Origin of the sequence: Chryseobacterium lathyri (genome assembly GCF_019970085.1) — a bacterium.
Taxonomy (GTDB): Bacteria; Bacteroidota; Bacteroidia; order Flavobacteriales; family Weeksellaceae; genus Chryseobacterium; species Chryseobacterium lathyri.
In genome coordinates this window covers 135,138-160,058 of the sequence record NZ_JAHXYG010000004.1, presented here as the reverse complement: position 1 = coordinate 160,058, position 24,921 = coordinate 135,138, and the positions used below count along the sequence as shown (strand labels likewise).

Annotated in this window: 23 protein-coding genes; 10 read left to right on the top strand and 13 right to left on the bottom strand. The window is 36.7% G+C overall.

The window, feature by feature from the left end; all coding sequences use genetic code 11:
- Nucleotides 1-236: 236 nt before the first annotated feature.
- Nucleotides 237-758 carry a hypothetical protein gene (locus tag LC418_RS13690; RefSeq protein ID WP_223559540.1) on the bottom strand — a complete coding sequence of 174 codons (522 nt, stop codon included), beginning with the start codon at nucleotides 756-758 and terminating at the stop codon, nucleotides 237-239.
- Between the two features lie 261 nt (nucleotides 759-1,019).
- Here LC418_RS13690 and LC418_RS13685 point away from each other — a divergent pair, with 261 nt between their 5' ends.
- A complete protein-coding gene (locus LC418_RS13685) occupies nucleotides 1,020-1,580 on the top strand; it encodes a hypothetical protein (RefSeq protein ID WP_223559539.1) in 561 nt (186 codons plus the stop codon).
- 307 nt (nucleotides 1,581-1,887) lie between these two features.
- Here LC418_RS13685 and infC read toward each other — a convergent pair whose 3' ends face one another.
- Both infC and thrS read right to left on the bottom strand, forming a co-directional pair.
- Complete coding sequence (gene infC / locus LC418_RS13680) at nucleotides 1,888-2,388, bottom strand: translation initiation factor IF-3 (RefSeq protein WP_172617123.1); 501 nt, start codon at nucleotides 2,386-2,388, stop codon at nucleotides 1,888-1,890.
- Between the two features lie 158 nt (nucleotides 2,389-2,546).
- Nucleotides 2,547-4,466, bottom strand: coding sequence for a threonine--tRNA ligase (thrS, locus tag LC418_RS13675; RefSeq protein WP_223559538.1), 1,920 nt, complete (start codon nucleotides 4,464-4,466; stop codon nucleotides 2,547-2,549).
- Nucleotides 4,467-4,690: 224 nt separating this feature from the next.
- On the opposite strand from thrS, the gene LC418_RS13670 reads away from it, so the two are divergent.
- On the top strand, nucleotides 4,691-5,707 hold the full coding sequence (locus LC418_RS13670; RefSeq protein ID WP_223559537.1) for a dipeptidase: 1,017 nt from the start codon (nucleotides 4,691-4,693) through the stop codon (nucleotides 5,705-5,707).
- 104 nt (nucleotides 5,708-5,811) lie between these two features.
- Here the strand turns inward: LC418_RS13670 and LC418_RS13665 are convergent, their stop codons facing one another.
- Nucleotides 5,812-7,356, bottom strand: coding sequence for a hypothetical protein (locus tag LC418_RS13665; RefSeq protein ID WP_223559536.1), 1,545 nt, complete (start codon nucleotides 7,354-7,356; stop codon nucleotides 5,812-5,814).
- A gap of 146 nt (nucleotides 7,357-7,502) precedes the next feature.
- Here LC418_RS13665 and LC418_RS13660 point away from each other — a divergent pair, with 146 nt between their 5' ends.
- The 4 genes from LC418_RS13660 to leuB are packed head-to-tail and all read left to right on the top strand — an operon-like array spanning nucleotide 7,503 to nucleotide 11,811.
- Entirely contained in the window at nucleotides 7,503-8,666 is a 1,164-nt protein-coding gene (locus tag LC418_RS13660) for a 2-isopropylmalate synthase (RefSeq protein WP_223559535.1), read from the top strand.
- Between the two features lie 29 nt (nucleotides 8,667-8,695).
- Nucleotides 8,696-10,084, top strand: a complete 1,389-nt coding sequence (gene leuC / locus LC418_RS13655) for a 3-isopropylmalate dehydratase large subunit (RefSeq protein ID WP_223559534.1) — start codon at nucleotides 8,696-8,698, stop codon at nucleotides 10,082-10,084.
- Nucleotides 10,085-10,100: 16 nt separating this feature from the next.
- The gene (gene leuD / locus LC418_RS13650) at nucleotides 10,101-10,706 is read left to right on the top strand and encodes a 3-isopropylmalate dehydratase small subunit (RefSeq protein WP_223559533.1); all 606 of its coding nucleotides are present in this window, start codon (nucleotides 10,101-10,103) and stop codon (nucleotides 10,704-10,706) included.
- Nucleotides 10,687-11,811, top strand: a complete 1,125-nt coding sequence (gene leuB / locus LC418_RS13645) for a 3-isopropylmalate dehydrogenase (protein ID WP_223559532.1) — start codon at nucleotides 10,687-10,689, stop codon at nucleotides 11,809-11,811. The genes leuD and leuB overlap by 20 nt, the downstream gene beginning before the upstream one ends.
- A 352-nt stretch (nucleotides 11,812-12,163) precedes the next feature.
- Here the strand turns inward: leuB and LC418_RS13640 are convergent, their stop codons facing one another.
- From LC418_RS13640 to LC418_RS13600, 9 genes are all read right to left on the bottom strand, one after another.
- Entirely contained in the window at nucleotides 12,164-12,346 is a 183-nt protein-coding gene (locus LC418_RS13640; protein ID WP_223559531.1) for a hypothetical protein, read from the bottom strand.
- A 13-nt stretch (nucleotides 12,347-12,359) separates the two neighbouring features.
- The gene (locus tag LC418_RS13635) at nucleotides 12,360-12,965 is read right to left on the bottom strand and encodes a DUF4230 domain-containing protein (protein ID WP_223559530.1); all 606 of its coding nucleotides are present in this window, start codon (nucleotides 12,963-12,965) and stop codon (nucleotides 12,360-12,362) included.
- Between the two features lie 2 nt (nucleotides 12,966-12,967).
- Complete coding sequence (locus LC418_RS13630) at nucleotides 12,968-13,534, bottom strand: TlpA family protein disulfide reductase (protein WP_223559529.1); 567 nt, start codon at nucleotides 13,532-13,534, stop codon at nucleotides 12,968-12,970.
- 1 nt (nucleotide 13,535) lies between these two features.
- Complete coding sequence (locus LC418_RS13625) at nucleotides 13,536-14,003, bottom strand: pyrophosphohydrolase domain-containing protein (protein ID WP_073063272.1); 468 nt, start codon at nucleotides 14,001-14,003, stop codon at nucleotides 13,536-13,538.
- 314 nt (nucleotides 14,004-14,317) lie between these two features.
- Nucleotides 14,318-14,737: a hypothetical protein gene (locus LC418_RS13620; RefSeq protein WP_223559528.1), complete on the bottom strand. Its 420-nt coding sequence runs from the start codon at nucleotides 14,735-14,737 to the stop codon at nucleotides 14,318-14,320.
- 10 nt (nucleotides 14,738-14,747) lie between these two features.
- Nucleotides 14,748-15,461: a glycohydrolase toxin TNT-related protein gene (locus LC418_RS13615; protein ID WP_223559527.1), complete on the bottom strand. Its 714-nt coding sequence runs from the start codon at nucleotides 15,459-15,461 to the stop codon at nucleotides 14,748-14,750.
- A 400-nt stretch (nucleotides 15,462-15,861) separates the two neighbouring features.
- On the bottom strand, nucleotides 15,862-18,792 hold the full coding sequence (locus LC418_RS13610) for a reprolysin-like metallopeptidase (RefSeq protein ID WP_223559526.1): 2,931 nt from the start codon (nucleotides 18,790-18,792) through the stop codon (nucleotides 15,862-15,864).
- A 192-nt stretch (nucleotides 18,793-18,984) separates the two neighbouring features.
- Nucleotides 18,985-19,482: a DinB family protein gene (locus tag LC418_RS13605; RefSeq protein ID WP_111953314.1), complete on the bottom strand. Its 498-nt coding sequence runs from the start codon at nucleotides 19,480-19,482 to the stop codon at nucleotides 18,985-18,987.
- A gap of 17 nt (nucleotides 19,483-19,499) precedes the next feature.
- On the bottom strand, nucleotides 19,500-20,639 hold the full coding sequence (locus LC418_RS13600; RefSeq protein WP_111953316.1) for an acyl-CoA dehydrogenase family protein: 1,140 nt from the start codon (nucleotides 20,637-20,639) through the stop codon (nucleotides 19,500-19,502).
- Between the two features lie 192 nt (nucleotides 20,640-20,831).
- Here LC418_RS13600 and LC418_RS13595 point away from each other — a divergent pair, with 192 nt between their 5' ends.
- The 4 genes from LC418_RS13595 (at nucleotide 20,832) to purC (ending at nucleotide 24,918) form a co-directional block, all read left to right on the top strand.
- Nucleotides 20,832-22,697, top strand: coding sequence for an endonuclease (locus LC418_RS13595; protein ID WP_223559525.1), 1,866 nt, complete (start codon nucleotides 20,832-20,834; stop codon nucleotides 22,695-22,697).
- 164 nt (nucleotides 22,698-22,861) lie between these two features.
- Nucleotides 22,862-23,467 (top strand): SatD family protein, encoded by a 606-nt coding sequence (locus LC418_RS13590; RefSeq protein ID WP_111953320.1) that lies wholly within the window; start codon nucleotides 22,862-22,864, stop codon nucleotides 23,465-23,467.
- A 2-nt stretch (nucleotides 23,468-23,469) separates the two neighbouring features.
- Nucleotides 23,470-24,165 (top strand): DUF3307 domain-containing protein, encoded by a 696-nt coding sequence (locus LC418_RS13585; protein WP_223559524.1) that lies wholly within the window; start codon nucleotides 23,470-23,472, stop codon nucleotides 24,163-24,165.
- A gap of 33 nt (nucleotides 24,166-24,198) precedes the next feature.
- On the top strand, nucleotides 24,199-24,918 hold the full coding sequence (gene purC, locus LC418_RS13580; protein ID WP_223559523.1) for a phosphoribosylaminoimidazolesuccinocarboxamide synthase: 720 nt from the start codon (nucleotides 24,199-24,201) through the stop codon (nucleotides 24,916-24,918).
- Nucleotides 24,919-24,921 lie beyond the last annotated feature (3 nt).

Genomic DNA, 24,921 nt, shown 5'->3' with positions numbered 1-24,921 from the left:
GCAATCTGGAATTTTTATAAAACGCAAAGATAAGATTTGATTAATTATTAATAAGGGAGCTAAGAAAACGACAAAGTCGCTGATGAAGCTCTAAGGATACGCGTATGCTTAGAAAGAAGCAATGAAGTATTTGCTTAAAATATAACATCAGATACTGAAATCCTTATCAAAAAAGGCCTGCTTACATCGTAAAGCAGACCTTTTTTATATAAATCAAATAATTAGGTGTGTAATAATTAATCTTTGAATTTCAATACAGCTTGAAATAGGTTTTTCTTTCCTGTTAAGTCATATTCATCATTATATATAGACTCATACATGAATACATAAGCATTTCCGTCAAAATCTTTTAAATTGATTGCCTGGTCCGCCATAATGTCATAAAACCTTGTAATGGTACGCGTAGCCGTCCATTGTTTTAAACTGCCTTTAGGGTTTTTATCGAACCTATGATCTTTGGCATCGGTATAATACCAATAGGATGGTGCCGTATCCATCAAAAACAGCTCTTTGTCTTTGTTATATAATTCCTCCGCCATTCCCGTATTCTGAAACCATGGAACCTCGGGGTTATAAAGACCTGCAGCAGCCGTATAGATATCCTTATCCGTAGTGGCTCCAATTAAAAAACCTTCCAGATTGACAGAAGTAATTTCGAATAGGAAAGCAGTTTTTTTCAGTTCGTAAACATCATTGACAGGTTCAATGACTTTGCCGTCTTGTTTAATAACTACTTTTAACGCTTGTGCAAAAAACAAACAACTTAGTAAACAAAAAAGGAGGGTTAAACTTACTTTTTTCATTATATCTCTTTAAATAACTGCAGCAAAGATATTGGACTTCAGCTCCATAAACACTGGCTGGTTTCAGGGGTTTTTTATCTTGTTTTTAAGGGGATCAGTGTATTCAAAGCATCAGCTAACAAAACGGTTTATAGATATAAATGGCTGAAAGCAGGGATATGTTAAATGGTATATTTTAGAGAATTTTACAAAAGATAAATTAAGTATTGTAGACACATGAAAAATGTAATAATCAACTTTTCACTTGTGATAGCTTTGCTGGCTTCTTGTTCACCTTCTACAGAAAAAAAATTAGACCAGGTAGCTTCTACAACGGTAAAAAAAGATACTGTTCAGAGGTCCGGTTCGGTAAAGGATCGTATTTCAAAAGCTGATATGCCGACTGATTTTTCAGCGTTGGTTCCTATTGATGTATTAAACAGCAAAAGCACAAATATGTATGAAAAATATGGTATAGAATTTTCCGGCAATTGTTATTCATGCGATTTGGCAAGCTTATCCATCACTAAGGATAAAATGATATGGACCAATGTCTGCGATGAGAATGATACTTTTAAAATTGATGAGTTCTCATTCTCTGTCGAAGGAAGCAAAACTATTTTAAAAACATCAGAAAGAACATATATTTTAACCCAAATAGATAAAGCACCTGTCTACGAGCTGGCTATAGAAGGTCAAAAGCTGGAATTAAATAATAAAAGAATATCCAGATATTTTACAACCCACAAAGCTTTGTCTCTTTTCAAAGAGCATGATTGTGGAGATTTTGAAGGATAACACAATCTTATAAATTATTTTGAAAATAAGCAGTTGACTCACAACAGATCAGTCTTAAAAGTTGAGGGAGAATCTTTAGTTATTCAAAGAAATTTACATTAAAATGATCTACTTATATAAAAACACAATACTATATAATCATTTTATTCGTAAGTAAATTTAGCTTCCTCAACTTTAACGATTGATCCGGATCAACTATTTTTTTCTATATCTTTTAAAACTTTCCCTGAAAACTTTAATATAAAAAAACCTCAAAATATTTTGAGGTTTTTTATATAATAAGTAACAGACATTGAGTCTGTTAAAACTATTTAGCTGGTTTTTTAGGACTCATCATCATGATCATTCTTTTTCCTTCAAGTTTTGGAAGTTGATCTACTTTTCCAACATGCTCCAATTCCTGAGCAAGTTTTAGAAGCAAAATTTCTCCCTGGTCTTTAAAGATAATTGAACGTCCTTTAAAAAATACGTAGGTTTTTAATTTTGAACCTTCTTCAAGAAACTTTTCAGCATGCTTCTTCTTAAATTCATAATCGTGATCATCAGTCTGAGGTCCGAAACGGATCTCTTTTACAACCACTTTTACCTGCTTAGCTTTTAGTTCCTTCTGCTTTTTCTTTTGCTCGTATAAAAACTTTTTATAGTCTAATATCCTTGCAATGAAAGGCTCAGCCTTATCGGAGATTACTACCAGATCAAGTTCCTGCTCTGTGGCAAGTTGTCTTGCTTTGTCAATCGGATAAACTCCCGGCTCTACGTTATCGCCCACCAAACGAAGCTCTCTCACACGAATTTTATCGTTGATCAAGTGTAAGTCCTCCTGTACCGGACGTCTCTGTGGGCCCCTGTTGTTAAATCTTTGTGCTATTGTATTATAATTTTATTGGTTAATTACTAATTTTAATTGAAACATTTAAAATTAAAAAGATGAATTTTTTATTTCAATTCTTTATTCTTTAAATGTTCTTAGATTGCTGCCTCTTTTTTAAAGTAAGAAACAAAATCTTCCATATTCATGACTCCAAGATCACCTTCACCACGTCTTCTTACAGAAATTGTGCCGTCATTCTCCTCATTTTCACCTACAACCAACATGAACGGAATCTTTTTCAACTCCGCATCACGGATCTTTTTCCCTGTTTTCTCATTTCTGTCGTCAATCAGACCGCTAATATCGTGATTTTCCAAAAATTGTGAAACTTTTTTTGCATAATCTACATATTTTTCACTGATCGGGAGAATAATGAACTGATCAGGGCTTAGCCATAACGGGAAATCACCTGCAGTATTCTCTAAAAGGATTGCGATAAAACGTTCCATAGAACCGAATGGTGCTCTGTGAATCATTACCGGTCTGTGCTTCTCATTATCGTTTCCGATGTAGTGAAGATCAAATCTTTCCGGTAAATTATAATCCACCTGGATGGTTCCCAGCTGCCATTTTCTTCCCAAAGCATCTTTCACCATGAAATCCAGCTTTGGACCGTAGAAGGCTGCTTCTCCGTATTCCACAATGGTTTTTAATCCTTTTTTCTCAGCTGCATTGATGATTGCGTTTTCGGCCTTTTCCCAATTTTCATCAGAACCGATATATTTCTCTCTGTTATCAGGATCTCTTAAAGACACCTGAGTTACAAAATCTTCAAAACCTAATGATTTGAACACATAAAGTGTTAAATCAATTACTTTTTCAAACTCTTCCGAAAGCTGATCCGGAGTACAGAAAAGGTGGGCATCATCCTGAGTAAATCCACGAACTCTTGTCAATCCGTGAAGCTCTCCACTTTGCTCATATCTGTAAACAGTCCCGAATTCTGCATATCTCTTCGGAAGATCCCTGTAGCTCCATTGCGAAGTTTTGTAGATCTCACAGTGGTGAGGGCAGTTCATAGGCTTCAGCATGAATTCTTCTCCTTCATTCGGAGTTTTAATCGGCTGGAAGCTGTCTGCACCATATTTATCCCAGTGTCCGGAAGTCACATACAATTCTTTTGACCCGATATGTGGCGACATAACGAATTCATAGCCTCCTTTTTTCTGAGCATCAGAAAGGAAGTTCTCTAATTTTCTTCTTAAAGCAGTCCCTTTTGGCAACCATAACGGAAGTCCTGCACCCACTTTTTCAGAAAATGCAAAAATGCCCAGTTCCTTACCCAGTTTTCTGTGGTCTCTTCTTTTGGCTTCTTCCAGTTTTTCAAGATATTCAGTAAGCTCTTTCTGTTTAGGGAAAGAAATACCATAAACTCTTGTTAATTGAGGATTTTTTTCATTTCCTCTCCAGTAAGCTCCGGCTGCATTTAAAATCTTAACCGCTTTTACAATACTTGTATTGGGGATGTGTCCTCCACGACATAGATCTGTGAAATCATCGTGTGTTACAAAAGTGATTTCTCCGTCATTAAGATTCGTAATAAGCTCAACTTTGTAAGGATTATCTGCATATGTTTTTAATGCTTCTTCTTTGGAAACAGGATATAAAGAGAATGTGGAACCTTTCTTGGCATTTTCCAAAACTTTCTTTTCAATCTTCTCGAAATCCTTTTCAGATAAGCTCTCGTCCCCGAAATCCACATCATAATAGAATCCGCTTTCAATGGCAGGTCCTATGGTTAGCTTAGCATCAGGATAAAATTCAAGGATAGCCTGCGCCAGAAGGTGGGCAGAAGAATGCCAGAACGCTTTCTTTCCAAGATCATCATTCCAGGTTAACAATTGTACCGTTGAATCCGTGGTTATAGGTGTGGTCGTTTCTACTTGTTTGCCGTTTACAACTGCGGAGATGGTATTTCTAGCCAATCCCTCGCTTATAGATTTCGCCACATCTAAAGGAGTAACTTCTCCTTCGAATTCTTTGACACTATTGTCTGGAAGTGTAATTTTTATCATTGTTTACTAAGAAATTTTAAGATGCAAAAATACGCATTTTTTAAATAATATGCTATTTTTAAAGTATATTTGAAGTAAGAATTACTGTTGAATCTTCAAATTTAGATCCGTTATTTTAAATGTATCCATCCCCAATCTGAATTTTTCATAAAGAAACACACTGACATTATCGTTATTTTGTAGTAACAATGCTATGATAATGAGGTTTTTGTGCTGTAAATTCTATGATAATTCAAAGAAAAAGAAACGATAATATGTACGATGATATGAAAAACTTTAATATTGACCTGCACTGTGATTTATTATACTATTTATTAAAAGCGGGCTCCACAATTGATGACAGAGAGTTGGGATGCTCACTTCCGTATCTAAAAGAAGGGAATGTAAAACTCCAGGTTATGGCAATATATGCATCAACAGATGCAAACAGTACCGTTGAGGGTGTAAAACAGAGTGAAATATTTTCAGATCTTTTAAAGAATGAAAACTTCTTTCTGTTTGAAAACGGGAATTATAAAAATACTGAAAACAAAGATAGAGTAGGTATTATAGCTTCCATTGAAAATGCATCTGCTTTTTGCGAAGAAGATGATACTCTGGAAGCAGGGTTTAAAAATCTGGAAACCATCATCGAAAACACACAAAAAATTCTTTACCTGGGAATTACCCACCACACTGAAAACCGTTTTGGGGGAGGGAACAACTCTGAAGCCGGCCTGAAGGATGACGGAAAAGTCCTGATCGACTATATTGCAGACCGGAGAATTGCTATTGATATTTCCCACACAAGTGATCAGCTGGCATATGATATTCTTAATTATGTAGACCAAAAAAATTATAACATTCCTATTTTAGCAAGCCATTCCAATTACAGGAATATTCAGAACAAAAAAAGAAATCTTCCGGATGAACTGGCGAAAGAAATTATTAAAAGGAAAGGACTGATAGGGCTCAACCTTATCCGTGAATGGCTTGATGAAAAGAATCCGGAGAGATTATATGAACATATTCAACATGGGCTTGATCTGGGAGGAGAGGATGCCATTGCCTATGGTGCAGATTTTTTCTACGACAAAGGGCATCCGGATAAATCCCGCTATCCCTTTTTCTTTGAAGGCTATGATAATGCATCATTATTTAACACCACCAACAGCAGAATTGAAAAAGATTTTTCCACAGAGATAATGGAAAAGATCAGTCATAAAAATGCATTGGACTTTATAGAAAGATTTAAGTTTTAGTCTGATGGATGAGGAGCCGAAGCCATCAGATACTATTTTATATTTGCTTAAAAAAACGAAAATCCTGTAGTTGGTTGAAATTATCGGAGCCATCTGCAGGATTTTTAACTCTTCCTCTTATATCTTACTTTCTGCTTGATAATCTCTATCACATCCACGTTTTTTACCTTAGATTTTACCCAGCCATGGATATCAATATAGAACAGTGATCTCCTGTAATATTCATTTTTAGAAAATCCATCAAGCACTTCATCAAAAGCATCAAAAGCTTTATGATGTTGATCTAATACCAGACTGTTAATGTTTTTAAAAAACTGAATGCTTTCAAAATGAAATGCTTCCGGTTTCTTCATTTTTCGGGCAAATTTAAGGGTAGAATTGATGAATTCATCATAATCTTCATCATTCCCGGATTCATATTTCGCCATTAGAATCAGGATCCTTGTGTGGAATAGAAGATCTTCCTGAACATTACCCTTACACTCAACAACCTTCATGGAATATTCGATGGATTTTTTAAACTTTTTGCTTCCGAAAAACATGGCTGCCATTTTCAGATAGAGGATCATAAAATGATGCTCGTCAATTTTTTCCCGAAGTCTTTCCATCTTCAGTTCAATCTCAGGGATAAGTTTTGTCCCTGTGAAAAATTCACCTTTTACAAAATGAATGTTCATTAAAGTATTGTAATGGGTAAGAAAGATCAGTGCCTGCAGATTTTCATTCTGAGCAAAATTCTGTGAATTGACCATCGCATTGAAATGCTCAAAATGCTCCTCCAGGATATCAATATTTCCATAAAGGAACAGAATTTTCAGCAGGTAAGTGTTTCCTTTAATATACCACACCGGATGGCTGATGATCATCTCTGGTTTCTTGTGGAAGAGATCTACCCACTGATAGGCATATTTCAATGTATATTTGTAATCCTGAAGCAGTTGGTTTTTCCACACATGAGCTTTGAAATACCAAAGCTTTTCTGTGAAATTCAGTTGATCTAGTTTAATTTTCTTAATCTGATCATTGAACAGATTCAATACTTTTTCCCGGTCTGTATCATTTTTCACATAACCATACGTAAGCATTTCACTGTATAATTTCAGCGACAGATTAGAAAGCTCTGTTGCATAATGATTCTGTTTGCTGATTTCTGTAGATTGCTTAATCAGTTCATCGGCACGCCCCTCAATGCTTCGGGTAATAAATTGTGATTCAATGACTTTTTCAAGATTGATACTTTCAGATGCAATGCTTTTTTCATCCAGTTCCAGGGCAGACTGTTTGGTCTTATCCAGTATTTTCAAAGCCTGCTTATAAAGTCCTTTTTGATATAAAATATTTGCAAAATCAAGCTGTTCACGAAGCTGTATCCTGTAGTTCTGATGACTGGGATTCATTCGTAGGCTTACGAGGATCTGCTTATAAAGATGGGCTTTCAGATTGGAAAGCTGCTGTTTGGTAGAAATTTTTTTCTCAATGATGATCTGCTCATCATATTCCTTCATCTTATCCAGTTCCGAGAAAAGGAGCAGAAATTTGGCATCAACATTAATTCCAAGGCGGTTCACATACAGCCTGAACTGTCGTTTTTCAGAAGTGGTTAATGACTTAATCAGTACAAACAAAAAATCTTTCTGCAATTCTGCCATTGTAAATTTATAAAATGTAATAAATTGATTATTAAGTAAATGTAGTTATTTTTCCGGCTGTTGAATATTGTAATTTTCAGTCAAGGTGAAAATGTAAAAATATTGTAAGCAGTAGTTTTGATCAAAATTAAGTAAAAAACTTCATTATGAATTCCGAAAAAATCGAAATTTTTGATACAACGCTGAGGGATGGGGAGCAGGTTCCCGGATGTAAACTGAATACAAAACAAAAACTGATTATAGCAGAAAGGCTCGATAAGCTAGGAATTGATGTAATAGAAGCCGGTTTCCCGATTTCAAGCCCCGGAGATTTTGAATCTGTTTCTGAAATTTCAAAACTGGTAAAAAATGCCAAAGTCTGCGGACTGACAAGAGCTAATAAAAAAGACATTGATACGGCTGCTGAAGCATTGAAACATGCAAAGAGGCCTCGTATTCATACAGGAATCGGAACTTCTGATTCTCATATTAAATATAAATTCAATTCAACACGTGAGGATATTCTGAAGCGGGCAGTAGAAGCCGTAAAATATGCCAAAAGCTATGTAGAAGATGTAGAATTTTATGCGGAAGATGCAGGAAGAACCGATAATGCCTACCTGGCAAGAGTCTGCGAAGAAGTAATTAAAGCCGGAGCCACCGTTTTGAATATCCCGGATACAACAGGTTATTGCCTTCCCGAAGAATATGGTCAGAAAATAAAATACCTGAAAGAAAATGTAAAAGGTATTGAAAAAGCAATTCTGTCGTGCCATTGCCATAATGATTTAGGTCTTGCTACAGCCAATTCCATTGCAGGGGTCATCAATGGAGCACGCCAGATCGAATGTACGATAAACGGTTTGGGAGAACGGGCTGGAAACACAGCATTGGAAGAAGTGGTCATGATTTTAAAACAGCATAAGGACTTAAATTTTCATACAGATATCAATTCAACAATGCTTAATGAAATGAGTTTGATGGTTTCAGATCTGATGGGAATGCCGGTACAGCCTAATAAAGCTATCGTAGGAGCCAATGCTTTTGCACACAGCTCAGGCATTCATCAGGATGGAGTCATTAAAAACCGTGAAACCTATGAAATTATTGATCCAGCAGAAGTAGGCGTCAATGCTTCATCTATTATTCTTACAGCGAGAAGCGGGCGTTCTGCATTAGCATACAGATTTAAGCATATCGGTTATGATATCACTAAAAATGAACTTGACTTTTTGTATCAGGAATTTTTAAAAATTGCGGACCGAAAGAAAGAAGTTAAAAATGACGATCTGTACATGATCATGGAAACATGCAGCCGGAAAATAGGATAATATTGATTTAAAATCAACGAGAATTGAATATGGACAACAATAAAAAGACACTTTTTGACAAAGTTTGGGATGCTCACGTAATAGAAACGATTCCCGACGGCCCTCAAATCATTTATATAGATAAACACCTTATCCATGAGGTAACCAGCCCTCAGGCTTTTGCAGAACTTGAAGCCAGAAATCTTGAAATTTTCAGACCAAAGCAGATCGTAGCTACGGCAGATCACAATGTTCCGACCATTAATCAGGAACAGCCTATTCGGGATGAACTGTCCAGAAATCAGGTGGAACAGCTGACAGAGAACTGCAAAAAAAACAATATCGAATTATTCGGATTGGGACATCAGTATCAGGGAATCGTACACATCATTGCTCCCGAATTGGGAATTACCCAGCCGGGAATGAGTATTGTATGCGGCGATAGTCATACCTCTACACACGGCGCTTTTGGTGCTATCGCTTTCGGGATTGGAACCAGCCAGGTTGCTCAGGTCTTTGCCAGTCAGTGCTTGCTGCTCAATAAACCAAAGTCAATGAGGATTACAGTCAATGGAAAACTTAATGATAATGTTCAGGCAAAAGATGTCATCCTTTATATTATTTCCAAAATCGGAACTGATGGTGGAACAGGATATTTCTGTGAATATGCCGGAAATGTTTTTGAAGAAATGTCCATGGAAGGAAGAATGACTGTCTGCAATATGAGTATTGAGATGGGAGCACGAGGAGGAATGATCGCACCGGATCAAACCACTTTCGATTATGTAAAAGGAAAAACATTTGCGCCTAAAGGAGAAGAATGGAAAGATAAACTGGCCTATTGGAAAACTTTAAAAACGGATGAAGGCGCTGTTTTTGATAAAGAGCTGACATTCGATGCTTCGGATATTTTCCCAATGATTACTTACGGAACCAACCCGGGAATGGGAATTTCAGTACACGAAGTCATTCCGGTTCCTCAGACTGAATCTGAAGAAAAAGCCTTACAATACATGGGATTAAAGGCTGGTCAGGAAATTTCCGGCATTAAAGTACATTATGTATTTATCGGAAGCTGTACCAATGCACGGATAGAAGATTTCCGCTCTGCAGCACAGTATATCAAAGGAAAAAGTAAGTCCGAAAATGTAAAGGCCTTAATTGTTCCGGGTTCTCAACAGGTTGTAAAGCAGATCCATGAAGAAGGATTGGATAAGATTTTCAATGATGCTGGATTCCAGATCCGCCAGCCTGGATGTTCTGCCTGTCTGGCAATGAACGATGATAAAATTCCTGAAGGAGAATACTGCGTCTCAACCTCAAACAGGAATTTTGAAGGTAGACAGGGACAAGGCGCGAGAACCATTCTTGCCAGTCCGCTTACTGCAGCAAAAGCAGCGATAGAAGGTAAAATTTCTGCTTTTGAAAATTTAAACTAAATCCATTAAAAAGTACATGCAAAAATTAGTTGTTTTAAAATCCCGTGCAGTACCGCTGCCGGCAGAAAATATAGATACAGACCAAATTATTCCGGCAAGATTTCTTAAAAGTATTGACAGAAAAGGTTTTGGAGAGAACCTGTTTAGAGACTGGAGATTCAATATTCATACAGGAGAACCGAATCCGGATTTTGTTTTAAACAATCCTAAATTCAGTGGTGAAATTCTTGTTGCGGGAAATAATTTCGGCTGTGGAAGCAGCCGTGAACACGCGGCCTGGTCTTTGACAGATTATGGCTTCAAAGTAATCATATCAAGCTATTTTGCTGATATTTTTAAAGGAAATGCCCTGAACAACGGACTTCTCCCTGTGAAAGTTTCTGAAGAATTTTTAAAAGAAATTCTGGAAGGAATCCAGGAAAATCCTGATAATGAAATTGCCATTGATGTGGAATTACAATCGGTAAGCTTTAAGGATACAACCGAAACTTTTGAGCTTGATTCCTATAAAAAAATATGCCTGCTGAACGGCTATGATGATATTGATTTTTTAATCAGCAAAAAGCAGGCTATAGAACAATTTGAACTAAAAACACAAAAGTATGAGCAACAGTTATTTTAAAATAGCAGTTCTTCCCGGCGACGGGATTGGGCCGGAAGTGGTCAGTGAAAGTATTAAAGTATTGGATGCTGTGGCTGAAGTCTTTAAATGCCGGTTCCAGTTTTCCTATGGATTAATGGGCGCTGAAGCCATTTTTAAAACTGGCGATCCACTTCCAGAAGAAACATTAAAGATTTGCAAAGATTCGGATGCTGTTCTGTTTGGAGCGATTGGAGATCCGGTTTTTGATAACAATCCTGAAGCAAAGGTACGACCTGAGCAGGGACTATTGAAGCTCCGTAAAGAACTGGGATTGTATGCTAACATCAGACCTCTGAAAACCTATCCTTCACTGATTGATAAGAGTCCTTTGAAAAGAGAGATTATCGAGGGAACGGATATCCAGATCTTCAGGGAGCTTGTGAGTGGTATTTATTTCGGTGAAAAATTTACAGATCCGGATGGTAAATATGCCTATGATGTCTGTAAATACAGCACGGAAGAGATTATTCCTATTGCCCATATGGCTTTTAAGGAAGCTGAAAAAAGAAAAAAGAAGCTTACGCTGATCGACAAGGCTAATGTTCTGGATACTTCGAGACTTTGGAGAAAGACCTGCCAGAAAATTGCCACTCAATATCCTGATGTACAGCTGGATTATATATTTGTTGATAATGCAGCTATGCAACTTGTTCTGAACCCCAAACAGTTTGATGTTATCCTGACCGAAAATATGTTCGGAGATATTATTTCCGATGAAGCCAGTATTATTGGCGGGTCCATCGGGCTTTTGCCATCAGCATCAATAGGTGAAGAGAATGCTTTATTTGAGCCAATCCATGGCTCTTATCCACAGGCTAAAGGAAAAGGTATTGCCAATCCTGTAGCCTCAATCCTAAGCGCAGCTATGATGCTTGATTATCTTGATCTTCCTGAAGCGGCTGACAAATTAAGAAGGGCAGTAGAGCATGCTATTGAAAACAGGTATGTTACGGTAGACCTTAATGCTGAGCAGCATTATTCTACAAGTGAAGTAGGTAGTTTCATTGCAGATTATATTAAGTATTCTGAGAAATCTTATTACAATTTTGAAAATATCAAGATCGGAAAATCTACCATCGTATGATCATTTAAGTCCATATAATAGATTAGTAAGAAAGGTTCTGTTCATTTGAGCGGAATCTTTCGTTTTTATCTGCTTAAGATTTACAAGAACATGCTTTTTAAACCACAAAAGTCACAAAAGCTTAGTTGAACACTTTAATTATTTTAAGGTTAATACATTACGCATACGAAGTACACTTAAGTTATATTAAAATCTTTGATTTTAGGTTTATGTGTACTTAATATTTTCAGGATATAAAACTTTGAAACTAAAGTGTTTTAAAGTGTTAAAAAAACAAAAAAACTTTTGTGACTTTTGTAGTTTAAAATTTCCAATAAAAAAGATTCCACTCACTTGAGTGGAATCTTTTCGTTTATTTTTTAGTGTTATCCATTTTTCCCGATTTGTTTTTGGAAGATTTCTGAACATCTTCTTTATCAATATCAGGTGGATTGCTTTTTTCGGAGGAAGCAGGAATATTTTGAAAATCCTGATTCTGCTTTTTCGTTTCTGCTGAATTGGCAGATTCCTTTTTTTTGTTGTCTTCTGAATTCATAGCTTTACATTTTTTAGAGTCCTAAAACACCGAGCTTGCCGGTTTCATCTTCTATGGTATAATCCAAAGCTTTTGCCAAAACGAAAATATTATTAAGATTTTCCATTAATTGTTTGCGGCCTTCCGTTCTCAGCTGATTCTCATTAATAGATTTAACCGCAGTTTCTTTAGCCTTTTGGGTCACATTTTTAATGTCTTTTTCAGAGATCCTGTTGAAAAAAGAATCGTCCAGCGACTGGATCTCAACGCTTGGTGTTATTCTTATTTCCGCATCGGGAAGTTCAGTGATAACCAGTTTTTTGTTGATAGAATCTACTTCTATCTTCATTTTATTAAGATCATAAGAAACCTGTGCATTGGTTTTGGTGTAGGTAATAATGCTGTTGTTTGAAACTTCTTTACCAAACACCTCATAGCCCATCTTGGTTTTCTGCATGCTGGATACATTCTGTTCCATGACGACCATTTTGTTCATTTTAGAAATCTGGTTGGTCAGAATATAAAAATCCGACTTCTCTGTCTTTCCACCAAGGTTTAAACAGGATTTAAGCCCGAAGAACAGGATCAGCATAACGAGAATTCCTGCTGCAAATGATAGGATTACTTTATAATTTCTCAACACTATTTGTTAAAAATTTCTTTGATTACCGAACTGTCATCTTTTTTCAGAATGTTTACCAGATCTCTTTCAATATATCCGCTGGTAGGCATTTCTATGATTCTTCCGATCTCTTTGCCATATTTTTCTACAATAATAGTAGGGACTTTCTGGATATTATAGCGTACCTCGTCTCCGGTAGGAGATTCTTTCTTGCGGTTAACAGCAATGATCGTCAGTTTGTTATCAGGATATTTCAATTCCTCAAGGATTTTCATCAATCTTGGGAAATCTCTGTGGCTGTCTTCACACCAGGTCCCCATAAAAACAACAAGAGAATACGAAGTGAGTTTGGCTTTTCTAAGTTCACCGATTGCCTTTTGGTCAATGGCATATTCGTCATGCTCTTTCACATACCAGTCTGCGTACGGAGCCTTTAAGAACTGCTCTTTGAACTGGTTTCCCAAAAGCATTTTGCCATCGTTCTGAGTTTCTACTTCACGGTTCATCACCACTTTCTGGGCACTGAACTGCTGGGAAGCCAAAACAAGACATGAAACGGCAACAATATTGGTAATAAATTTTTTCATATTATTTTTCGATAATTGTTTTTAAATCTGCAGGGGAGTAGTACTTATTCTTAAGAACTTTATGGTCTGCTTTTCTGTAGACATTAAATTTCTCTCCTGATTTTTCATAAAAAGATTCTACTTCTTTTTCTTTATAAAATGCTACAGTTTCCTCTGCCTGTTCTGCATTATCGCATGCTTTAGACATATTGGAACGCTGTACTTCGTTGAATAGCTCTACAAATTTATTGCCAAGTCCGAATTCCAGTACAGCTCCGCTTAAAACATATTGAAGATCACACAGGGCATCAGCAATTTCTACGATGTCATTATCAGCAATAGCCTGCTTTAATTCATTTAATTCTTCCTGAAGAAGCTCAACTCTAAGGTTGCATCTTTCCTGAGACGGGATTTGTGGTGTATCTAAAATAGGGGCTTTAAAAGTGGTGTGGAATTCTGCAACTTGGTTCAGACTGTCAATTTTATCCATGAATTTTATTATTTACAGCAAAGATAGAAAACGATTTTGGAAAATGTGTAATACCCATTAGATATCTGTTCTGATAAAAGGTTAAATAATCGTTGACTACAAACGTGTTTTCACTAACAATCCACAGTTTAAACTGTGGATTATATTTTTAATTTTGAAATGTATTAATGAAAATTTTTGAACCTTTAATTCTAAACCATTAAGGATGATTAAGCTTTTAAGGATATTAAGATGAGCTTCGCCGTTTTAAGGATTTACTTGAAAAATCCTCTTGATTTTTCTTAACTTTTCTTAATGGTTTAAGAATATAACAGCTATTCCAGTTCTTCATATTTCCAGATACAGGAAATGTTTAAAAGTGTTAATCCCGGCTGCCATTCCCCGTAACTGAATACGCAGATATATTTTGATTGACAAAATCTGCAGTCTGTTCCAAAATATAGGGTAGGTAAATCACTTACCGTTAACTCTCCAAGATATAATATTCTACGGGAAGTTTCAGTAACGATTTTGTTTTCTAATAATTCGTTCCTGGATAAAACTTTATTTTCATTGTAAATCTCAAAAATCGGGAATCCGGATTTATAAGGAAATATTTCAATTGAATTTTCCTGACCACAATCACAACATGTGAATTTTGTTTCAGCAGCCGGAACTGTTTCATCATTGCTGAAATGATTTTTTGCAATAGCCGCCTGCCTGATAAGTTTTATTTTTTTTGATATTGAATACATCTGAGTTTATTTATTGCTGAATCACTGTGCCGACCTGATTGTTATATTTTCCGCTCGGACTTTTCTTGATGGTAATCTTTACATAGCCTTCCTGTGCCAGCTTATTCCATGTTTTCTGATAGCCTGTTGTAACATCAATCGGGATTTTCCACATCGTCTGTTTTCCTCCGCCAATCTGGTTAAACCAAGGAATGACATCAGCCGTTTGAGACTTGAAAGGTAGTAAATTATTCAGGACATCTATTTCATAGTAGAAATCATATTTATTTTCAGGCTGATTTAAAGCTCTTTGTGAGAAAGTATACACATATCCATTGATGATCGGGCTTGTAAAGCTTCCTCCTAAAGTAGGAACGCCTGTTCCGTCATAGCTGCCAATAGCGCCGCTATACCTGTCGAATTTTTGCCCTGCCTGAAACGGAACATCATCAACGATATTGTACCCGCCGTTTGCAGGAGGCCAGCCACCATTAAGATTATTAGCGTTGAATAATGCTTCTAACTCACTCCATTTCCCCAGTTTATACAAATCAAATGCCTGATTTCTGATGGCCTGGCTTACAGTTCCGGCCGGATCGTAGGTTAAAGCGAATTCATCTGCGTTTTTATAGAACACATGGGTAACGACTCCCGTAGGGTGATCAGTTTCTTCATTGTCCGAACTACAGGCAACTGAAAATAATACAGTTGTCAATAAAAAGATGTACTTAAATAAATGTTTCATGGTAAAAGTTTTTATAGTTATTTTTTTAAAGCTGTTCTTTAATTTAAAATATTGGTTTTATGAAATAAGCTTACTTCAACAATTTATCATTGCAGGATCATTTTGAGAAATAAAAATTAGAATGAGAGGCTTATATGCTATGAATTGAAAGACCAATATCAGAATGTATCTAGCCTGATCGAGTAACGGTACAAAGAAATTTGAATGATAAATTTAAATTAAAATTTTTAAATTTTAATGAATTTTATTTAAATAAATAATTATAAGTAAATTTTAAATACTTATGCGTTGTTTTTGAAGTTTAATTTGCATTGTAAATTTCCGTGGAAATTTTTAAAATCATCTGGCATAAAAAAAGACTGCCCGAAGGCAGTCTTCCAAAGTGTTTACTTAATGGTTATTAATTTTTAATGAATCTCTTGGCAGCTTCTCCAACCTGGATCATATAAGCGCCTTTGATAAGTCCGCTTACATTTACACTACCTCTTTCCAATTTTCCTGAATTGATTAGTTTTCCACCCATATCGAAGATTTTATAATCTTCTGATGTCGTGTTTGAAATATGTAATATATCTCTTGCAGGGTTTGGATATAACTTGATATCAGTGATCAGATCTTTGGTATCAGTAAGCTCTCCTCTTCCTGAAGAAACGATATTCAGGGTATAATCTTCAACCTGACCATAAGTATAAGCTTCACATGAAGAAGTAGGTATAGAACTATACTTCATCATGACTCTCATTCTTGTAGCACCAACAGTTGCAGTTGCAGGGATAGTAATACTTCCTGTTACAGGAGTAGTGGTAGAACCCGCTTTAGACCAAGCTAATTCTCCGCTGTCCGTAAAGTCACCATCACCGTTGTAATCAATATATACAGCATAAGCTTCGCTGTAAACAGTTGAAGTCCATGTTGGAGTTATTGAGATAGTGTAAGCGCTTCCTCTTGTTACATTGGTGGAAACTGAAGTGAAGTTTTCATAACCTGCTGTTCCTGTTGAAGTATTGTTAATAGTTCCGAATTTCACATTTCCGATTCTTTCATCCGCTGTATTGCTTGCAGAAGATGAGCAGTAAGTTACTGTACCTCCTGAAAGGGTAGTAACACTTACTGTATTACTTGAAGGCGATACATTTCCTGCTGCATCTTTAGATTTAACACTAAAGCTGTATGTTGTCGCAGGTGTTAAACTTGTTACCGTATAGGTTGTAGATGCTGTGGAACCGATCAATGAAGCCCCTTGATAAACATCGTAACCTGTAACCGCCACATTATCCGTAGCGCCGCTCCAGGAAAGATTAGTCGTAGTAGATGTAGTTCCGGAAGCTGCAAGGGTAGGAGCCGTAGGAGCTACCGTATCTGTGCCTCCTGAACCTGCATTTACAGTGATATTTGCATTATTTACATCAAAGAAAATATGGTTGGATCCTTTTACCATAATTCTTCCCGTTGTCGTAGACGAATTTGGAATAGTTACAGCCTGCGTTCCATCATTTGGAGTTCCGGCAAGAAGGGTAGTCCATGTATTTCCGCTGTCTGTTGACCAAAGGATATCTACATTCGCTGCATTTACATTATTGGCTGTTGTTCCCGCCACATTCCATGTTACGGTTTGTGAGCTTCCTCCTGAATAGGTAGTAGCTGAATTTTGTGATGAAACACTGAAAGGTCCTGCTGTTGCATTTACAGTAATCAGGGCATCATCAGAATTATTTCCTGAACCTCCGGCTCTGTTATCACGAACGGTAAATCTGAAATTTAAAGATCTTGCTACATTGGACAGTGCTTCCACTGTAATTTCTGAACCTGCAGTAGTAGTGCCTCCTGTTAAGATGGATGCCATTCTTGGGAAATATCTTGTTGGAGAAGTGGTAGGGGTCCATGATCTGAAAGTAGGACCTGATGCTTTGGTAGCACTTGCTGCAGAGCTTGCTCCGGTTTGGGATGATGATGCATTATCCATCTGTTCCCAAATGTAAGTTAATGAATCTCCGTTAGCATCAGTTCCTGTTCCCGTAAGCATAAACGGTGTTCCTTTCGGAATGGTATAATCAAGGCCGGCATTCGCTGTAGGAATGGCATTTCCTGTAGAAGTGCTTACCGGACATGTTTTAGCTTTGATATTATTGGTGATCTGCTGAATGCTTATCGCATGGAAAAATGCATCGGAATGAGGTTGGATATCCTGAGCAGTAATCCCTGCATACCCCATAATGGTTGATCCTGAGCCCGGTTCCATATTAGCACCGGTTCCTTCATTATTCATAGAGAAGGTATGGTTTCCTCCAAATTGATGTCCCATTTCATGGGCAACATAGTCGATATCAAAATTATCTCCTGAAGGAATAGCGTCTGCCGGTGAAGTATATCCGCTTCCTTTTGAACCGTTTGTACAGACACATCCAATACACCCAGCGTTTCCGCCACCTCCGGAAGCTCCGAATAAATGCCCGATGTCATAATTGGCTTCCCCGATCACTGAAGTCAGTGTGCTTTGAAGCTGTGAATTCCAGTTGCTCATTCCTGAAGCTGCAGAATAAGGGTCTGTAGAAGCATTGGTGTAAATGACAGCGTCATTGTTGGCGATCAGAACCATTCTTGCTGCAAAATCTTTTTCAAAAACACCATTTACACGGGTCATTGTATTGTTAATGGCAGCAAGAGCATTTGCTTTAGTACCTCCAAAATACGTTGTATATTCTCCTGTAGTGGAAAGAGCTAACCTGAATGTTCTCAGCTTGGCATCATCTGCATTCGGTCTGGCAGTCTGGGTATTATTGGATACTCCTTTTTGGGCTACGTCGATAACTGTACATTCAAATTTATTGAGATCGTCTTTTTTGTCCGATTTTCTGTATACGACATAAGACGAAAGATCTTTGGCGTAGGGTTCAATAAAAACTGCAGATTTGTCACCATAAATCTCCATAGAAGAAAGACCAAGTGAGGAAATACTGAAATAAACTGTTGAATTAGAATCCGTCAGGCCTTCACCTACATAAGATTTAATATCCGGATATTTCGCGGCTAACTGAGGGTCAAAATTTGAATTTTCTCTTACTTTAAAATTCTCCATCTTTCCTTCAGAATTAGGAAAAGAAATGATAATTTCTGATTTTTCTCCCGGGGCAAGCCTTTTTGGAGCTCTGTTGAGAGCGTTTTTTAATCCTTCAAAATCTAGACTATAGATTTTCGGATTGTTAATTGAGGTTTTGTTTTCAAAAATTTCTGAAGGTGCTTTTTTTGAACCTTCACTCCAGAGACGATCAGTCTGCGCGAAAGAAATGCCCGTAATAAGAAGCATTCCAATCATGGATAGTTGTTTTTTCATAAATTATTCATTTAGATTGTGGAATATCAAAGCTAATAAAAAATAATTTACGAAAAACAAAAATATTTAAGAAAAATTTAGAATATACATCTAATTTATTATGCAATACATTGAAAATATATTATCTCAAAAAAAGTAAATAGCATACGCAAAATACGTATGCTATTTACTTATCTTAATATAAGTCTAAATTTACATCTGGTCGTCAGCAGTCGGTCCGTATAAACCAGGAACGGTATTTCCTGTTGCTCTCAGATAAACAATCAGCTCACCTCTGTGATGATATAAGTGATTGTATAAAAAAGAACGGATCACCTGAATTTTTGGCATAGGAGGAAAAAGTGCATTTCCACCCATTTCCATTTTCCATTCGTTAAAATAGTTTCCTTCATCTGAATTTTCTAAAACTTTCTGAGCTTTAGCAACATTTTCTTCAAATTTTGCTAAAATATTCTCGGCTTTAGAAATATCACCTTTGTCATATTGATAAGTTCCCATATCAAAAACATCAAGATTAAAGGTAGAATCATACCAGTTATACACTTCTGCAATATGAGAAGCTAATTGTCCGGTAGTCCAGTTTTTTTCAGATGGCTTCCAGTTTAAAGCACTATCAGGAATTGCTTTTAAAAGATTTCTTGTGCTTTCTGCTTCATGCAGAAATTCACCTAGGAGGGCTTGTTTGATCATTTGTGAGTGTATTTAAATTATTTTGTAATGTCTCTTCCTATTACCAGTCTCTGGATCTCTGATGTACCTTCACCGATAGTACATAATTTAGAATCTCTGTAGAATTTCTCAGCAGGGAAGTCTTTTGTATATCCATAACCTCCGAAAATCTGAACAGCATTGTTGGAAATTCTTACACAAGCTTCAGAAGCATACAGTTTTGCCATTGCTCCCTCTTTGGTCATCTTCTGCTTAGCATTTTTCAATGTTGAAGCTCTCTGAATCAAAAGTTCAGCAGCATCAATTTCAGTAGCCATATCTGCCAGCATAAAGTTGATAGCCTGGAATTCAGCGATTGCTTTTCCGAACTGATGTCTTTCTTTAGCATATTTTAAAGCCGCTTTATAAGCTCCTCTTGCAGTTCCTAAACTTAATGCTGCAATAGAAATTCTACCCCCGTCCAGAATTTTCATAGCCTGTTTGAATCCTTCTCCTACTTCTCCCAAACGGTGTGAATCCGGTACACGAACATTATCAAAAATAAGTTCAGCGGTCTCAGAAGCACGCATTCCCAGTTTGTTTTCTTTCTTTCCTGAAGTAAAACCAGGCATTCCTTTTTCCAGAACGAAAGCTGTAGAGTTATTTTTAGCACCTATTTCACCTGTTCTTGTCATTACTACGGCAATATCTCCTGAAATAGCATGAGTAATAAAGTTTTTCGCTCCGTTGATGATCCACTCATCACCGTCTTTTACAGCAGTAGTAGACATACCTCCTGAATCAGAACCTGTATTGTGCTCTGTTAATCCCCATGCTCCGATCACTTTTCCTGAAGCAAGCTGCGGAAGCCACTTATTTCTCTGCTCTTCATTTCCAAACTCATAGATGTGATTGGTGCAAAGTGAATTGTGTGCTGCCACAGAAAGACCAATTGATGGGTCTACCTGAGAGATTTCATCCAGAATAGTAACATATTCATGATAGCCTAAACCGGAACCTCCGTACTGCTCAGGAACTACAATTCCCATAAATCCCATTTCTCCTAACTGGTGAAATAAGTCTTTTGGAAACGTTTGGCTCTCGTCCCATTCCATAATATTCGGTCTGATATTTTTCTCAGCAAATTCTCTTGCTGTTTCTGCTATCATTTTAATGTTGTCAATAGTCTCTGTGTTCATATAGATAAAATAGTTAGTTCCCAAAGATAATTAAATTGACGGAAAGCCAAAAATAATTATTTAGCTCATAGGGCTATATACGCAATATTTTAATAATCAATTTTTTATATTTTGATAATTAATGATTTTTTAATAAAAAATTCAGAACTTCAAGTGTTTTAATTTACTATTTTAGTCACCCAATTTTTAAGAATGAAAAAACTTTTACTACCTGTCATTTTAATTTCATCATTTGCTGTTGCCCAGGCTCCTGCCGGTTATTATGACGGAACAGTAGGGCTTACAGGCTATGCACTGAAATCTAAGCTGCACGATATTATTTCTGAAAAAAATGTCAACTGGCATTATGGTGATTTACCCAATCTATATAATCAGACAGATCTGGATAAATATTATGATCATGGACCAGCCAATACTACTATTTTATTGGATATTTATTCAGAGATCCCTTCCGGTCCTGATTCTTATGAATATACATCAGCCAGCTTAATAAGTACTTCAGGTGCTGAAGGATTGGGATATAACAGAGAACATGTAGTTCCGCAAAGTACTTTTAACAGTGATTATCCTATGTATTCTGATTTACATTTTGTGATCCCTACGGATGCAAGAATCAATCAGCTTAGAAATAATTACCCTTATGGTGTCGGGAATTCCACGGTTCATTATACATTTACCAACTCATCCAAAATTGCCAATAGTGCTATTCCCGGTTATATTTATACGAATAGAGTGTATGAGCCTGTGGATGAGTTCAAAGGAGATGTTGCTAGGATGCTGCTCTATTTTGCTGTAAGATATGAAGGTAAACTGCCTTCATTTAATTACTCAACCAATATTAATCCTGCGATAGACCGATCTCCCCTGGATGGAACTGCAGAACGGGCTTTTGATCCTGCCTATATTTCGATGCTTCTTCAATGGCACCTTCAGGATCCTGTATCTCAAAGGGAAACAGACCGAAATAATGCCATTTATACCATTCAGAAAAACAGAAACCCTTTTATTGATAACCCTCAATGGGTAAATTCTATTTGGGTGCAGACACCTGATGCTTTGGCGCCACAGGCTCCTTTAAATTTAAATTCCATTCAATCCGGAGCTTATTTCACTCATTTAACATGGTCACCAAGTACAAGCTCAGATGTTATCGGATATAATATTTATCAGAATGGCGTTTTATTAACCACCACAAAATCTACATCAATAGTTATTGATCATCTGACACCTTCTACCTCTTACTCATTTACGGTAAAAGCATATGATCAGGGCTACTTGCAGTCTCCTGACAGTAATGCAGTTACTGTATCCACATCAGCTGCAGATACAAATTCAAAGGATCTTTTCATCGTTAAATATATTGAAGGGACGGGTAACAACAAAGCTTTAGAAATTGTAAATAAGACGGGCCATGAAGTAGATTTAAACAATTACAGCATAAAAGTACAATATTACAATAGTGTAAGTGATTCTTATTATTTTGGTAACAGTTTTGAACTTGAAGGAAAAATACCTAATAACGAAAATTTCGTCATTCTGAATCCCAAATCTGCATTATCATGTTACACCAATAATGATGCACGCTTTCTTACAGCAGGTGACGCTTTGACTTTTGCAGGAACCCAATATCTAGAGCTGGCCTATAAGTCAGCAACAGTTGATGCTATAGGAAGCAAGTTTGTAAGTAATTCATACGGAGATGTTTCTCTTTACAGAAAAGCCACGGTAAGCCAGCCAACAACTACTTTCACTGTAGGTGAGTGGGATTCCTATCCCGCAAATTATTGTCAGAATTTAGGTGGAACCTTATCTGCAACCGATCTGATTACTTCCAACAAAGAGTTTAAAATATATCCGAATCCTGTTCATGATGATCTTTTTGTAAGCGGAGAAACTCAGAATATAAAAACAGCTCAGGTATTGGATCTTTCGGGGAAAGTAATTTATACAGAAAATGATCCGTTCAGAAATAAGAAAAATATTTCCATACAGAATCTTTCAACAGGATTATATCTCTTAAAACTTGATGATAAAACGTATCAGTTTATCAAAAAATAACAAGTAAATGTCATTGCGAGCGGAGCGAAGCAATCTCATAAAATATACTGATGGAGTTATTATTTAAAGCATCATTGATATAAGCAGATTCACTAATAATCAATATCTATAAGTGTTTCTGCTTATATTTTTTATTTATAAGTAATTATGCTTATATTTGCATAATGATAGCGGTCATAACCGGTGATATTATAAATTCACAGCATGCAGACACAGAAGTTTGGATCACCAGACTCAAGAATCTCCTGGAAAACTGGGGAAGCTCACCGCTCGCATGGGAAATCTACAGAGGAGATGAATTTCAGTTCAAGTGCAGTATTGATGAAGTATTTTGGCGTTTTCTAGCCATTAAGTCCCTCATAAGAAGTCAGGAAAATTTAGATGTAAGAATTGCAATAGGCATCGGTGAAGAGAATTTTTCCTCTGAAAAAATCACCGAATCCAACGGAACGGCCTATGTACATTCCGGAAGACTGCTCAACGACCTTAAAAGTGACGGGCACACCGTTTCTATAAAAACTTCAAACGAAGCTGTAGACAGGGATCTGAATATCCTTCTGAAATGGTCTTCAAAAGATTTCGACAGCTGGACGGTAGCCACGGCTGAGATCATTCACGAAATGATCATGAACCAGGATATCACACAGGAAGATCTCGCCAGAAAATTTGCTATTTCACAGTCCTCGGTAAGCCAGAGACTGAAGCGCGCCAACTACGACCTTATCGTAGAAACTAATCAATATTTTAGAAAGAAAATCTCAGAACTGTAAGCATGATTTTTACTAAACTCATATTGGCACATCTACTCGGAGATTTTATTCTTCAGCCAAATTCCTGGGTTGCAGATAAGGAACGCCGTAAGCTGAAAAGCCCATATTTGTATCTTCATGTTCTGATCCATACCGTTTTAAGCTTTGTTTTTCTCTGGAATACAGATCTGTGGTGGATTTCATTGCTTGTCGGGATTACCCATTTTATTATTGATGCCTCAAAACTGATCTTCCAGACTGTAAAGAACAAGAAAAGATGGTTCTTCATAGATCAGCTGCTGCATATTCTTGTCATTGCTGGGATCTCATTTTATTTCAAAGAATTCAGTTTTGATTTTCTGCAGAATCAGCAATTTTTGAAAATATTGTTGGCTGTATTGTTCCTTACAACACCGGCTTCAATTTTTATTAAGATAGCATTGTCTTCCTGGACTCCGGCCCCGGAAACACAAAGCAGTATACAAACCGAATCTCTGTCGAGTGCAGGAAAATATATAGGAATTTTGGAACGTCTCCTGGTTTTCACCTTTATTATGGTGAATCATTGGGAAGGCGTGGGTTTTATGGTTGCTGCCAAATCAGTTTTCAGATTCAGTGATCTGGCACAAGCTAAGCAGAGAAAACTGACGGAATATGTGCTTATTGGCACATTGCTGAGTTTTGGACTGGCTGTTTTAACAGGAATTTTAATTAAGTAATATAAAATAAATCTAACTAATACGAATTTAGAAATGGAAAAGAAAGAAATGTTGTACGAAGGTAAGGCAAAACAAGTATTTGCTACCGATAATCCTGATCAAGTAGTAGTACGTTTTAAAGACGATGCTACAGCATTTAATGCTCAAAAAAGAGGATCTGTTGATTTGAAAGGTGAAATGAACAACGCCATCACAACTTTGATTTTTGAATATTTAAATGAAAAAGGGATTAAGACTCATTTCATTAAACAATTGAACGAGAGAGAACAATTGGTAAGAAAAGTATCAATCATTCCTTTGGAAATGGTAGTAAGAAACTACTCTGCAGGAAGCATGGCTCAAAGATTAGGAGTGGAAGAAGGAATTAAATCTCCGGTTACCATTTTCGATATCTGCTACAAAAAAGACGAATTGGGAGATCCGCTTATCAACGATCACCACGCCGTTTTCTTAGGTGCTGCAACCTATGAAGAGCTTGATGAGATGTATGAGCTTACTTCTGATATCAACGAAATCCTGATCGATCTTTTCGACAAAATGAATATTATCCTGGTCGATTTCAAAATTGAATTAGGAAAAACTTCTGACGGTGAAATCATCCTGGCAGACGAAATATCTCCTGACACTTGCAGACTTTGGGACAAAGACACCATGAAAAAGCTGGATAAAGACAGATTCAGAAGAGATTTAGGAGAAGTTACCGAGGCTTATGTAGAAATCTACAATCGTCTTAAAACTCTTCTTCAGAAATAAGAT